Origin of the sequence: Halomonas sp. KO116 (assembly GCF_000734975.2) — a bacterium.
Classification (GTDB): domain Bacteria; phylum Pseudomonadota; class Gammaproteobacteria; order Pseudomonadales; family Halomonadaceae; genus Vreelandella; species Vreelandella glaciei.
Map to the genome: position 1 here is coordinate 3928757 of NZ_CP011052.1, position 12615 is coordinate 3941371.

The 12615-nt window shown below is 53.5% G+C and carries 16 protein-coding genes and 1 pseudogene; 3 read left to right on the forward strand and 14 right to left on the reverse strand.

Annotation, left to right across the window (positions count from 1 at the left end; translation table 11 throughout):
* Nucleotides 1-2 precede the first annotated feature (2 nt).
* Nucleotides 3-860, reverse strand: a complete 858-nt coding sequence (locus tag KO116_RS17890) for an NAD-dependent protein deacetylase (RefSeq protein WP_045812170.1) — start codon at nucleotides 858-860, stop codon at nucleotides 3-5.
* A gap of 97 nt (nucleotides 861-957) precedes the next feature.
* On the opposite strand from KO116_RS17890, the gene KO116_RS17895 reads away from it, so the two are divergent.
* Complete coding sequence (locus tag KO116_RS17895) at nucleotides 958-2142, forward strand: UbiH/UbiF/VisC/COQ6 family ubiquinone biosynthesis hydroxylase (protein ID WP_035564484.1); 1185 nt, start codon at nucleotides 958-960, stop codon at nucleotides 2140-2142.
* A 138-nt stretch (nucleotides 2143-2280) separates the two neighbouring features.
* Here KO116_RS17895 and KO116_RS17900 read toward each other — a convergent pair whose 3' ends face one another.
* Both KO116_RS17900 and KO116_RS17905 read right to left on the reverse strand, forming a co-directional pair.
* Complete coding sequence (locus tag KO116_RS17900; protein ID WP_035564486.1) at nucleotides 2281-2958, reverse strand: DsbA family protein; 678 nt, start codon at nucleotides 2956-2958, stop codon at nucleotides 2281-2283.
* A 103-nt stretch (nucleotides 2959-3061) separates the two neighbouring features.
* The gene (locus KO116_RS17905) at nucleotides 3062-3976 is read right to left on the reverse strand and encodes a cation diffusion facilitator family transporter (RefSeq protein ID WP_035564488.1); all 915 of its coding nucleotides are present in this window, start codon (nucleotides 3974-3976) and stop codon (nucleotides 3062-3064) included.
* A gap of 355 nt (nucleotides 3977-4331) precedes the next feature.
* On the opposite strand from KO116_RS17905, the gene KO116_RS17910 reads away from it, so the two are divergent.
* Nucleotides 4332-5528 carry an E22 family MetX-like putative esterase gene (locus KO116_RS17910; protein ID WP_035564490.1) on the forward strand — a complete coding sequence of 399 codons (1197 nt, stop codon included), beginning with the start codon at nucleotides 4332-4334 and terminating at the stop codon, nucleotides 5526-5528.
* Nucleotides 5529-5672: 144 nt separating this feature from the next.
* On the opposite strand, the gene KO116_RS17915 is transcribed toward KO116_RS17910, so the two are convergent.
* The 6 genes from KO116_RS17915 to KO116_RS17940 all read right to left on the reverse strand — a co-directional run bounded on the left by KO116_RS17915 (nucleotide 5673) and on the right by KO116_RS17940 (nucleotide 8163).
* Nucleotides 5673-5972, reverse strand: coding sequence for a CcdB family protein (locus tag KO116_RS17915; RefSeq protein ID WP_035564492.1), 300 nt, complete (start codon nucleotides 5970-5972; stop codon nucleotides 5673-5675).
* Entirely contained in the window at nucleotides 5972-6217 is a 246-nt protein-coding gene (locus tag KO116_RS17920; protein ID WP_035564494.1) for a type II toxin-antitoxin system CcdA family antitoxin, read from the reverse strand. Before KO116_RS17920 ends, KO116_RS17915 begins: the two co-directional genes overlap by 1 nt.
* Nucleotides 6218-6660: 443 nt before the next feature.
* On the reverse strand, nucleotides 6661-6834 hold the full coding sequence (locus KO116_RS17925; protein WP_200897106.1) for a hypothetical protein: 174 nt from the start codon (nucleotides 6832-6834) through the stop codon (nucleotides 6661-6663).
* Nucleotides 6835-6864: 30 nt separating this feature from the next.
* A complete protein-coding gene (locus KO116_RS17930; RefSeq protein ID WP_035564496.1) occupies nucleotides 6865-7167 on the reverse strand; it encodes a CopG family antitoxin in 303 nt (100 codons plus the stop codon).
* The gene (locus tag KO116_RS17935; protein ID WP_035564498.1) at nucleotides 7160-7441 is read right to left on the reverse strand and encodes a BrnT family toxin; all 282 of its coding nucleotides are present in this window, start codon (nucleotides 7439-7441) and stop codon (nucleotides 7160-7162) included. The genes KO116_RS17930 and KO116_RS17935 overlap by 8 nt, the downstream gene beginning before the upstream one ends.
* A 68-nt stretch (nucleotides 7442-7509) precedes the next feature.
* Nucleotides 7510-8163: a DsbA family oxidoreductase gene (locus KO116_RS17940; RefSeq protein WP_035564499.1), complete on the reverse strand. Its 654-nt coding sequence runs from the start codon at nucleotides 8161-8163 to the stop codon at nucleotides 7510-7512.
* Nucleotides 8164-8228: 65 nt separating this feature from the next.
* Here KO116_RS17940 and KO116_RS17945 point away from each other — a divergent pair, with 65 nt between their 5' ends.
* The gene (locus KO116_RS17945; protein ID WP_235272423.1) at nucleotides 8229-8681 is read left to right on the forward strand and encodes a hypothetical protein; all 453 of its coding nucleotides are present in this window, start codon (nucleotides 8229-8231) and stop codon (nucleotides 8679-8681) included.
* Nucleotides 8682-8735: 54 nt separating this feature from the next.
* Here KO116_RS17945 and KO116_RS17950 read toward each other — a convergent pair whose 3' ends face one another.
* The 5 genes and pseudogenes from KO116_RS17950 to KO116_RS17975 all read right to left on the reverse strand — a co-directional run bounded on the left by KO116_RS17950 (nucleotide 8736) and on the right by KO116_RS17975 (nucleotide 12466).
* Entirely contained in the window at nucleotides 8736-9698 is a 963-nt protein-coding gene (locus KO116_RS17950) for a ribonuclease Z (protein ID WP_035564503.1), read from the reverse strand.
* Between the two features lie 167 nt (nucleotides 9699-9865).
* Nucleotides 9866-10633, reverse strand: a complete 768-nt coding sequence (locus KO116_RS17955) for a hypothetical protein (RefSeq protein WP_035564505.1) — start codon at nucleotides 10631-10633, stop codon at nucleotides 9866-9868.
* A 139-nt stretch (nucleotides 10634-10772) separates the two neighbouring features.
* Nucleotides 10773-11095: pseudogene (locus tag KO116_RS17960) on the reverse strand (transposase); the annotation flags it as partial.
* A gap of 191 nt (nucleotides 11096-11286) precedes the next feature.
* The gene (locus KO116_RS17970) at nucleotides 11287-12009 is read right to left on the reverse strand and encodes a hypothetical protein (protein WP_035564511.1); all 723 of its coding nucleotides are present in this window, start codon (nucleotides 12007-12009) and stop codon (nucleotides 11287-11289) included.
* A gap of 82 nt (nucleotides 12010-12091) precedes the next feature.
* Nucleotides 12092-12466, reverse strand: a complete 375-nt coding sequence (locus KO116_RS17975) for a hypothetical protein (protein WP_082072641.1) — start codon at nucleotides 12464-12466, stop codon at nucleotides 12092-12094.
* Nucleotides 12467-12615: the final 149 nt, after the last annotated feature.

The window sequence follows — 12615 nt, forward strand, 5'->3', positions numbered from 1 at the left end:
GACTAAGTGCCCTGCAAACAGCGAACTGCCTGCTCCAGCACTGGCGTCAACGGCGCGCGCCACTGATGGGTCAATAGCGCATCTGCCCTTGTGACGCCGAGCGAGAGCGACGCCAGCGGCATGCCCCGCTCATGGGCGACGCGGCAGAAACGGTAGCCTGAAAACACCATCAACGAGGTGCCCACGGCCAGCACCGCATCCGCCTCGGCCAGCGCTACCTGGGCTGCCAGCCGCCGTTCGGCGGGCACCACATCGCCGTAGAACACCACATCAGGCTTTAAGATACCGCTGCAGCGCGGGCAGTCGAAAATACGAAACGTGCTGAAATCGGTTTCCAGGTCAGCGTCGCCATCCGGGGCGTGCCCCGCCTGCAAGCCTGCAAAGCTAGGGTTCATGCGCGCCATTTCGGCATGCATGGCGTGGCGCATCATTTGGTAGTCGCACACCATGCACTTCACCATGTCCGCCCGGCCATGCAGGTCGATCACCCGTCGCGAACCAGCCCGCTGATGCAAACGGTCAACGTTTTGGGTCACTAACTGCTGGATATAGCCCCGCGACTCCAGCGCGGCCAGCGCACGGTGCGCACCACTGGCCTGGGCTTCGCGCAGAGCGCTAAAGCCGATCAGCGCCCGTGCCCAGTAGCGCTGGCGAACGTGATAAGAACTCATAAAATCGCCATGCTGCACCGGCGGCGGGCGCTTCCACTGCCCATCTGCATTACGATAATCCGGAATGCCGCTGTCAGTACTTACGCCCGCACCAGTAATCACCCACAGTTTGGGGTGCTGTTGAATAAACGCTGCCAGCTCCTCACCCGCCTGGGTAACGCTATTGGCTATTTCCACGACCTGCGTCAATCGTTCACCTCTAGGCAATCTTGCTCAAACTCAACGATACTGTATGACAAGCAATGCCTGCGCAATGCGCAAAAGCACCTCATTTAAGGAGCATATGATGCAACAGTCTGAGCAACACGACCATGATGTCATCATTGTCGGCGGCGGCATGGTCGGTGCCGCGCTGGCGGCGCGCTTGGGCCATACGGGCTTCTCCGTGGGTTTGGTTGAGCAAGGCGATGCCCCTACCCCACCCAGCGGCGATTATGAACTGCGCATCTCATCGCTGAATGCGCGCTCGCTGGCATTTATCAAGGCAAGCGGCACCACCCTGCCGGAAGAGCGTAGCTGCCCGTTTCGTCATATTGATGTTTCCAACCAGGATGGCACCGGCCATTCGCTGTTTTCCGCTGAAGATAGCGGCATGAAAGACTTCGGCATCTTTATCGAAAACCGTACGCTGCAGTATGCGCTATGGCAGCGCATAGAACAGCTGCCCAGCGTTACCTGCTACACCCAGTGCGCGCCGTTAAGCACAGTCTCGGCGACGAACAGCCGACTACTGGAGCTGGATAACGGCAAAACCCTAAGCGCCCGTTTGATCGTCGGCGCCGACGGCGCGCAATCAACCCTGCGCGAGCTAGCGGGGATCAGCGTTAACAGCCACGACTACCACCAGCGGGCGATGATCATTAACGTGGAAACCGAACTGCCCCAGCAGGATGTCAGCTGGCAGGTGTTTACCCCCACCGGCCCGCTGGCCATGCTGCCGTTGCCTGGCCATCGCGCTTCCTTGGTGTGGTACGACCGAGACGAGACTACTAGAGCCCGCGAGCAGTTGGACGATGACGCACTGAAAGCCGCCATCGAAATGGCTTTCCCCAAACGCCTGGGTAATCTTATTCGCATCGTGGCGCGGGCCAGCTTTCCCATCAAGCGCCAGCACGCCCACCGCTATATCGGCAAGCGGTTAGCGCTGATTGGCGATGCCGCCCATGTGGTGCATCCGTTGGCGGGCCAGGGGTTAAATATCGGCCTGCACGATGCCGACACCCTGGCCGAGATCATCGTTCAGGGCCGCGACCCCGGTGACTATGTCAACCTACTGCGCTTTGAGTGCCAGCGCCGCGCTGCCAACCAAGCGATGATCGCCGCCACCGACACGTTTCATCACCTGTTTACCGGGTCCAAACCGCTGCGCCAGCTAGGCGATCTAAGCCTGCAGATTGCCGAGCGCTTCCCGTTCGCCAAGCGCATGATGATGCAGCAAGCCAACGGGCTGAATCCGTTTAAAATGCGCTGAGTCTCGTTTGGGCCGACACCGCTTTACATGCAAACTGCCAAAACGGCAGGCCAAGTAACCGACGATGGCATTAGCTTCAGCCGCGAGGACGGCCCACAGCTTCTCCGCGCGGGTGACGGCGAAGCCACCGGCGCTGCATCACTGGCCATCCTCTGCTTCAGAGGTCGCCTGTACGTGTCTCTCTACGGCATCAATCAGCGCTTGCATACCAAAGGGGTCTAAAGGTTCGCCATTGATGAAAAAGGTCGGTGTTTGGCGAATCTGGTTTGCTCTGACATCCGCCATGTCTTGGTCGATCACCGCCTGTACGTCAGCAGAGGTAAGTTGTTCCTCGGCAGCCGCTCGATCAAGACCCGCTTCGCTGGCGATTTCCAGGATAGCGGATTCATCAAAACTGCCATGAGATGCCCACTGCTCCTGGCGAGCCAGCAGTGCTTCCAGTACCGGTTCGAACACCCCCTGACGACGCGCGACTTCCAACACACGAATGGCCTTATCAGATACGTCGCCGTGGAAAGGCGTGTAGCGCACGATTAGCCGCACTTTTTCCGGATAGGTTTCCAGAATACGTTTGGTAAGTGGATAGAAGGCGCGGCAGGCTTCGCAGGCCGGGTCGAAAAACTCAACAATCGTCACTGGTGCGTCTGCTTGCCCCAGGATTGGGGAGTGTGAACGCACCAAGGAACTCTCGGCCTGGGCACCATTCTCACTGGCCGCCTCAGCTTGCATATCCAAGAGTGCAGGTTTTGATACCATCACGATGGCAGCCGTTAGCATCAACGTACCCGCAAGCATAAAAGACGTTTTTTTGAACATTTTTCTCTCTCTGTTTCAAAGGTGTAGTTAAAAAGCTAGGCCGGGACGCTACGACATGAAGCCAAATGGTAAATAGACATCTAAACGAGCGTGCTTTGGCCTGTTACTCATGCCCATAAAGGTTGGCATCCTGATGCGCGTGATCAACATGCTCAAACTCCAAGCTGGAATGGACAATGTTGAAGCGCTTTTTTAGCTGATCTTTGATCGCTGCTTTCACTGATTCAAGCCGCTGCCAACCTGCTTCCGTCATGACCACGTGGCAATCAAGGGCGGCCGCATTTTCCTGCATCTGCCACAGGTGCACATGATGAATATCCTGGACACCCTCGATGTTCCGTACGGTTTCAATGACACCTTGCCCGTCAATGTCAGGTGGAGATCCCAGCATCAGCGTGCGGATAGGGCCACCAATTTCTGAGAAGGCAAGGTAAAGAATATACAGCGCAATCCCTATCGTAATGGCGGGATCTACCCAACGCATGTCGTACAGCAAAATCAGTGAGCCGCCGATAATCACGGCGATGGAGGCAAACGCATCCGATAAGTTGTGCAGAAACAGAGCGCGTATATTGACACTCTCTTTTTGCATCGACCAAGTGAGCATGGCGGTCAGTGCATCGATGACAAGCGCGACCCCACCAATGATAACGATGATCCAACCCTGTATCTCAGGGGGATGGATCATGCGCATAGCGCCTTCGTAAATCAGATAGACGCCGACGATAATGAGCGTGGTGTAGTTAATGAGTGCTGCCACTATCTCGATGCGGCCATAGCCAAAGGTCATGTGCGCATCGGCGGGCCGTCTTGCGATTTTGCGGGCGGCAAAGGCAATGACGAGCGCTGCCATGTCAGAAAAATTATGCAGCGCATCAGCGATAAGCGATAGGCTTCCCGACAGAATGCCACCGACGATTTGGGCGATGGTTAACAGACCATTGGCCCAAATGGAAATGCTGACACGCCGGTCGCCAGAGGCCGGATCAATGTGGGCATGATCATGATGATGTCCCATCTGTTAACCTCATTTGGATTATTCCTTCCCTTCACTATAAAACCTCTAGCCACTAAAGCTTCAACCCTTGAGTATTGTCTATTTGCACCGCTCCGGTGGGGTAACGCTTGCCTAGATACTGGCGTAGCGATCGAGTGCTCCGTAAATTGATCGATCGTCTTGGTTAGATTGGCAAAGGTGGGTAAATCCGGTGCCACTACGCGATACCTATAGGCAAGCGCCTCAATCACATCGCACCACATTTACGAGGGGGCAGCGAATCCGTTTAAAATGCGCTAGAACCGACTACGCTGAGAAGGCAGCAGCTCACTGTCGCCAATAACAACCACAATAACCTCTCATCTAAGGATCGCTTATGGCGCTTATACAACGGCACCCTCTGCTCACTGCCTCGGCCGTGATCGGTATCAGCCTAATGGCCTCTTCATCGCTAATGGCCTGGGATGGCGTGGTCGAAAAACAGACCTTCGAGATGGAAAACTTCACGACCCAAGGGGACGTGACCATTCCCGAGGTCACCGTGGGCTGGGAAGCCTACGGTGATTTAAACGACGCCCGCGATAACGCCATTCTGATTACCCACTTCTTCTCCGGCACCAGCCATGCGGCTGGCCGCTATGAGGAAGATGGGCAGCCGACCGGCTACTGGGATGCCATCATTGGCCCTGGCAAGCCACTGGATACCGATGAGTACTACATCATCTCCTCAGATACCCTGGTCAACCTCGGTGCCAATGACCCCAACGTCACCACCACCGGGCCCGCTTCTATCAACCCCGATACCGGCGAGCCCTGGGGGATGGATTTCCCAGTCGTCACCATCCGCGACTTTGTCGAGGTACAGCGCGAGCTACTCGAAAGCCAAGGCATTGAATCACTGCATGCGGTGATGGGTGCCTCAATGGGCGCGCTACAGGCCATCGAGTGGGCCAGCGCCTACCCTGACCGAGTCGAGCGTCTGATACCGGTTATCGGCGGCGGCGTTGCCGACCCCTGGCTGCTGGCCACGCTAAGCGCCTGGGCCGCGCCAATTCGACTGGATGCCAACTGGAACGAGGGTAACTACTACGACAGCGAACCACCTATCGACGGGCTAAAAGAAGCGCTAAAGCTGGTCACGCTCAACGCCAACCACTGGCAGTGGGCTAACGAAACCTTTAACCGCGATTGGGCCGATGAAGAACGCAACCCGGCTCAAGATATCAACGCCCGCTACGCAATTGAGCAAACCCTGGATGACATCGCCGCCGCTCGTGCCGAGACGTCCGATGCCAACCACCTACTCTACCTGGTGCGCGCCAACCAAACCTTTATGGCAGGCCACGGCGATTCACTAGAGGAAGGACTTGCCGCTATCGAAGCACCAACACTGATGCTGTATAGCGAAAACGATCTCGTCTTCGCCCCCGAAGGCGTGCGCGGCACCGCCGAGCTGATTGAGGCTGACGGCACCGACGTGACGCTTGAAACTCTGGAAGGCAATCGAGGCCACTTGGATGGCGTTGTTTCCATCAATCAAGCGAGTGATACGTTGCGGGCGTTTTTGAAGTAAGGGGGGGAGCGCTGGCTTTTAGACTAAAGCCAGCGTTTATCACACCAGCACTGCTTTTTTTGCCAACATTTTAATGCATTCATTGCAGAGCAGCTCAAGTGCGGCCAATACGACGCAATCGGTGAAATACCTACAAGCTCAACCTTAAAATCCCAAAAACAGCATATCCAATGCCGCAGAAATTTCGTCTTGCTGCTCAGCAAGGCTACCCGCAATAAAACACAATTCGCCTTCAGGCACAGCAGCCATGTACTGAGTCGCCATGACAACCTCTTGGCCCTGAATGTTGAACACCGGGTTTAGCCTTTGAGCAGGAGACGGTGCCGAGGATTTGGGCAGCAGTGGCACGACCACTCGTGTGTTCAAACCACTGAGAAGATCTGTCTGAACATCCAGCAGATAGCCATCCCCACCCTTGTTTTCAAAGATATCGAAACGGGCCATTAGAACTGACGGTGCCGTGCAAGAGGCAACCCATTCGCTTCAACGTATGCATTCGAGCTTGCAAGGGCGTTGGCATTGTCCTCCAACCACTGCTTCTGCTTATGCAGCTTCACCGCCTCCGCAATCCCTGCCTCTGCTGATCGTGAAACATTGATTCCCAGCGCTTTGGCCTCATTTAGAAGGGCACTATCTAGCGATAAGTTCGTTGGCTTGCGTCTAGATTTGGTCGCTTCGGCGGCTTGCATGATTCACTCCTCGCGCATAACTATGCACTTACTGTATGCGCATATTTATAGCACATCAATATCGCGCGGCGCCAAGTTCAGAGCTACCCCGTAGATCAGCCATACTTCATTAAACTGGATAGTCTGACTGTCTTTTTCTCGGGCTAGCTTCGCCTTCTTTATACTGAAGAAGGTAGAAGGTTTTAACATCCTGCCGTTTCCCATGCGCTCAGGCGAAACGCCTACTGAGCAACCCCTGCATGGCATTGCCGCCGCTCGCATTACTGCTCTGATTGAAGTGGGCGGCACCGGTAACCCAGGAAGGCAATCGAGGCCACTTGGATGGTGTTGTTTCCATCGACCAAGCCAGCGATAAGTTGAGAGTTTTTGAAGCAAGGGCTTGAGCGCTGGCTTTGAGAGAGCCAGCGCTCTGACTCAATGAATAGGCGGATTAACTACCGAGCCTAATGCAAGCGTCCTTCCACATATTTATGAAGAATGCTGGCATCTTTCTTGAGCATCGCCTCAGCATACTGCTGATGCTTTGCATTTCTGTCTTCAACATCTGTCGCTCGCTGCAACTCTCCCGCATCAAATGCGTCCAGAATATCCTGCTCTTCTTTATTCCACTTACTCATTGCGAATCCCCCACATAGGCCTGGATTGCGCTAGCGTCTCCGCTGTCCTGATTTGTGAGCAGAAATGTCCTTGAGGCCACCGGAAACATACTTGTGAAGAACACTGGAAACCAGAGACTGGTACGGCAGCCCCTCTTCCAACGCTCGGCGCTGAAGCGCTTCCAGATCCCGGCTGGAAATACGAATGTTGATACGTTTGTCTTTCTTGAACGTTTCTTCCGCTGCCTTCGTGAGATATTCCCGACGATCAGCATTCAGATCCGATTCAAACTCCTCGGAATCATATGCCTCAAGCAACTCTTGCTCTTCAGGCTCTAATTTAGTCCTAGCCATATTGCCCTCCTAGAAATTTCTTGGTGGCCTTGCGACTGGGAATAATCGTTTTGAGAAAAATTTCTCTCTCATTCTCGACGTACGGTACCAGCCAAGCGTAACCATCAATTCGAATCACAAACAGCCGCTGATTCGGATACCTATCCCTGTTTGGATGAGGCCCATCATCAAGCAAGCCACCTGACTGAAGAGCAAACAGGACATCTTCGAAGGAGACGCCACGCTTACTCATCAACTGCTGGTTTTTTTCAGCATTCCAGTTAATTTGCTTCATGGGACGAGTGTAGCAAAGCGTGTGCCTATTGGCATCTTGCTAGCGCGAAGCACAGTGGAACAGGGACATTAGCGGCTAGCGTTTTCCTCGGCCACCTGACGAAGCGCATCGACCAACACGTCGGCGGGCTGGGCGCCAGAAATCAGGTAGCGTCCATCTAGAATAAATGCCGGTACGGCGTTCACCCCTGCCTCCATAAAGTGCTGCTCTGCCGCTCGCACTTCATCCGCGTACTGATCAGACCGGGCGATGGCCTCGGCAGCATCACCATCAAGGCCGACCTCAATGGCCTTCTCGCGTAGGACCTCTGGGTCTGAAGGGTTTTTCGCCTCACCGAAGTAGGCCTCGAACAGTGCCAATTGCAGGGGCGTCTCTAGATTTTGCGTTGCGGCCCACGCCAGCACGCGGTGGGCAGCGAAGGTATTATTCGCCCGACGCTCCAGAGCACCGCGGAAATTCAGCCCAAGCTCTTCGGCGGCGGCCATAATCTCGCGCTGAGACTGCTCCATGCTGGCCGCGTCCTTGCCGTACTTGCGGCACAAGTGCTCCAGGATCGGCTCGCCCTCGGGCGGCATATCGCGGTTCAGCTCAAAAGGCTGCCAGACCAGCTCAACGTCGATCTCGCCATTGAGTGTCTCTAACGCTTGCTCCAAGCGCCGGTAACCGATCGCGCACCATGGGCAAGCCACATCGGATACTAGGTCGATTCTTACCTTCTGCATTTGTATATCCCTTCGACATATCTAAAAATTCGAACAAACTAAAGAAAGCATGGTACGTGTATATAGTGAGTAACGGCAGTACTGACAAGGAGACAGCCATGGAAAAAGCAGCGTTAGCACTCATAGCCATGCTGCTGATAAGCGCGTGCAGTAACAACAACACCGTTTCATCTAACGCGCCTGCTCCGGATACATCAACCGAGCAAAACCAGCCCCACCACCAGAGGACCGACCAATGGCTCGGCCGATGGATTGGCGTAGAAGGGTTATTCCTGGAAATCAGCAAGGACGAGCCTGCAGGCCCGGGCCATTATCGCCTTCACATGCGCTACGGCCTGGATGACGACCAAGTCGGCACCTTCGAAGGACAGGCCACCGCCGAGGGCATTCGCTTCAACCGCGAGGACGGCCCACAGCTGCTTCGAACGGGCGACGGCGAAGCCACTGGCATGAAGTGGCTATTGGAAAAGGAAGACTGCTTGGTAGTAGCAACAGGCGAAGGCTATTGCCGAGACTAACCTACGCGAATGACCTGAACGAAAAGCACTCAAGGGGCGGCGGGATGGAAGCAGCTATTCGCCCGCCACTTCAGCAAAGTGGCCCGCTTTATCCAGGGTGTATTCGCCAAAATCCTGCGCCAGGTAAAGCGCACCCGAATAGACGTGCTGGGCCTCCTTGCGGATGTCCTCGATGGATGGGGACGCGTGGGGGTTGAGCTGGTAACGGGGGCTAAAGTGCGTCAGTAACAGGTTGGGAAGCTGTACCGATTCGGCAAACGCGGCGACAAGCTTGGCGTAGCTATGCCCCACATCACCGGCCTTCTGGGCCATCTCTTCGGTATAGGTGGCTTCATGCACCAGCACCTGCGCGCCCGCGCAGGCATCCATCAACAAGTCAGGCTGGTCATTGTCCCCAGCGATCACCACTTTTCTCGGCTTATGTTTGAAGATCAGGTAGTCATGGCTTTTTAACCGCTCACCCTCAAACTCAACATCAAACCCTTGCTTCAACTGCCCCCACAACGGCCCTCTCGGAATCCCTTTTTGCGCTAACTTATCCACGTCCAAGGCGGCATCGACCTTTGTCTCCGTAAACCCATAAGCATAGGACGGCGCCCGGTGTGAAAGCGTGTAGGTGGCAACCTCAATATTCTCAAACTCAATGTTTGGCAGCTCGTCCGAGTCGATAAACTCCAAGGCGAAGGGTAAGCCTAACTGCGTGGCCTCACAGGTAGCTTCCAACCACGCCTTGATGCCTGCGGGCGCCACTATGGTAAGCGGCGCTTTTCGGCCACCCATTCCCGCACTCGCCAATATACCCGGCAGCCCATAGCAGTGGTCGCCGTGTACGTGGGTAATAAAGATGGCTTTCAATGAATGGAACGATAGCTTCGTGTGCAAGACCTGATGCTGGGTGCCCTCACCACAATCGATCAGGTACCAGCCCTTCCCTTTGCTCTCTCGCAAGGCGACCCCGGAGACGTTTCTTTGCTTGGTGGGTACACCGGCGGAAGTGCCGAGGAAGAGTAAATTCATGGTGTTTGGTGGCTGTCTGTTTAGGGATGAATAACTATTCTTGGATAGTAGCCATAACGCCGCATTAAAGCATGATCAACGCAATCATAAATCAGTGCACCGCAAACACAAAACCCAATCTATAACTGAAAACACCAAGCATTGGACATCAACTTTTAAACACCTTATTAGCTTTTTGAGTTTACTCGATACTCATTACCATCGAGATCTATGACTGTTTCAATGCCTGCATTCATCAACTCGATAGCAAGATTAAACGGTTTAGGCTTACCCTCAGGTAAAAATGAAACATAAATATCAATACCTCCATAAAACCTCATGTGAAGCATAAAAATACCATGCTCATCCGGATCTACGAACTGGTAATAAAAAACATCCGGATTATCACCATTTTTCTCCACCTCTTTCAAGTCAATAGCCGCTCGTGATTTTATGAATTGAACAAAAGTGTTATTGCTCGCATCTGAACTGTGCAGATACCCCATTAACACCTTTGTCTGCCCCTCAAAACGGCGCTGAAAGTGATGGAAATAAAGTCCATACGCGATATGTGTAAAACATTCTTGCAACCGAAGGTGATCAAATGTTCCCCAGATAATTTCAAGGTAATCATTATCCCGTTCAAGCAAATAGTGCTTTCTTTTGGTAAATGCCGCATCCAATAAACGATTAGCAGAACGCTTAATCGCACGATTAACCTTAGTGAACTTATGTTGGTAGCCTATTGAGTTATTCCCGAATATACCGGCAAGAGCCACCATCAAAAACTCGTCATCCTTACTCTTCGCGCTATTGTGGATATCACAACTTGGCACAGTGATCAGGTGCAGCCTAAGATTGGGGCCTTTAATATCTTTAGATTGCGGAAACAGGCATTTCGGAGGGACATGCTCGCTTGATACCGCAGCCTTCTCACACATGTAGCAAGTCTTCATTATTTACCTCTAGATACAAAGAAAAAGCTAACGAGGCTGTAGCCCCCCATGCCGAGTTACTTTTATTGCCCCTCGTACTCATTTTTAGCTCAGTCCTTTCATCTGGCTGAGTTTTCTTAATATTTCATCAGTATAGCTTACTGGCGAGGGTGGTGAAGTGGGGAATGGTATCGCAGGAAAGGGCTTTGAAAACAATATTGATCATACAGCTCCACTGCATTTCACTGCTAGAGGTGATGCCTTTTAAGTAAAAAACAAAATAGTCTTCAACAAGATAGCCGGATCATCGGCCAGCCGACCGGTCGCATCGTTGCGGTACTTGGGATGGAAAACGGATAAGTCGAGCTTGTGCTCGATCAGGTAGTGCACCGCGTGTTCAAAGGTGCCTGGCTGGAGCTGATCCTGGTAGTTGATCACCACCATGGCATTCTGATCGTAGTTATAAGCCTTGAAGCGCGGCATGCTGAACACTCCTCGTCTGTTTCCTCGATCCTACCAAAACTTAGCCGTCAGCGAGGTTTTTCTACAGCCTCAACGCCTGCAGCATGCGCGCCCATGGAATGAAGCTGAAGGCGCAATGCAGTGGGCGTCGCTGTGCCTGCATTTGTTAGGTTTTCACCTACGACAAAAAAATCGAAAATTTGAAAACGACGCTACTTAAGCAGTTTCTTTACATCATCTTTTGACAGAACCTTAGTCCGCTGAGGTTTATTCACACTCCATACCCTAGCAAAGGCAGTTCGACCAGATGCCAAATGCAGATCCAGAGTAGCCAGGACTTTTGTGTGAAAGATGTTCGGAATCGGAACCCGGCCATTCAGCGAATGCAAGGCGCCCCTAATGGCAGGACAGCCTTTTAAATCCTCAATTTTCCATTTCTGGGAGTCTGCCCCAGATACCAACTCCATTGCAGGTTGATCCGCTTGACGAGTTGCCGTTGTTGTATCCCACGATACTTCTGTTGATAGTAGTGCCACGAACGAAAATGACTCCATACTCGGGTACAGCGCTCCAGCTCGAATAAAATCTTTGACCAAATCCCTACGACGATTTGAGGCATTGCCTTTATCTTCTTGTCTCCACCATTTTAGTTCAACGGCGCCTACCTCACGGAGCTCATCATTGTTCCCTCGTCGATAAATCGTCAGGTCAACAGCTGAATCAGTCCACCCCGTAGGCAATACCTCTCGGGTTAGCACCCACGCTTGCTTTTGCTCTGACCCAGCTGCAGCAGCGGCAACAACCATACTGTCGCGGAGTGTAATTTCGCCCATCCCTTCAAGCGATGAAGTTGCAAGTCCATGAGCAGCGTGCGATGCAAGAATACTGCAAATACGCTCAGCAACATCCTGAATCTGAGCTTTAGTAAGAGCCATAGAGAAACCTAACGCCTGAATTAAGCCGCGCCGCGAAGTGGCGTCGGCTTGAATGACTTGTTAGACCACAACACTGCGAGGCCTAACGCGGCAAGCGAGAGCGAATCAACTGCGCGGCGCGAGTTAAACCACGACGCTCAAGCTCTCGGATGAAGACACGCCACGGCGGGATATTACTGCTGTACGGATTTGAGGAAGGACCGTCATACATGCCGCCTCCCGGACCGTCGTAAAGACCGCCGCCTGGACCGTCGTAAAGGCCGCCACCGGGCCCATCGTACAAGCCGCCTCCCGGACCATCATAAAGGCCGCCGCCGGGCCCGTCGTATAGGCCTCCACCAGGTCCGTCATACATACCGCCGTCAGGCCCGTCATACAACCCCCCCCCGGGGCCGTCGTACGCACCCCCACCAGGACCATCGTACTGGTCTCGAGGCCATCCTGAATTTTGGGTCATCGCAATTCTCCTTTTGTGGTCTAACAGTGATTATACGGAAGGCTACATAACCTCAGTAAACGCGATGGCACATTTATTGAGGTTATGCTGCCGCAGAAATTTACTCTATCCCATTGTTTCTATTGTTCGCAAAGCAAAATTTGGCGGCA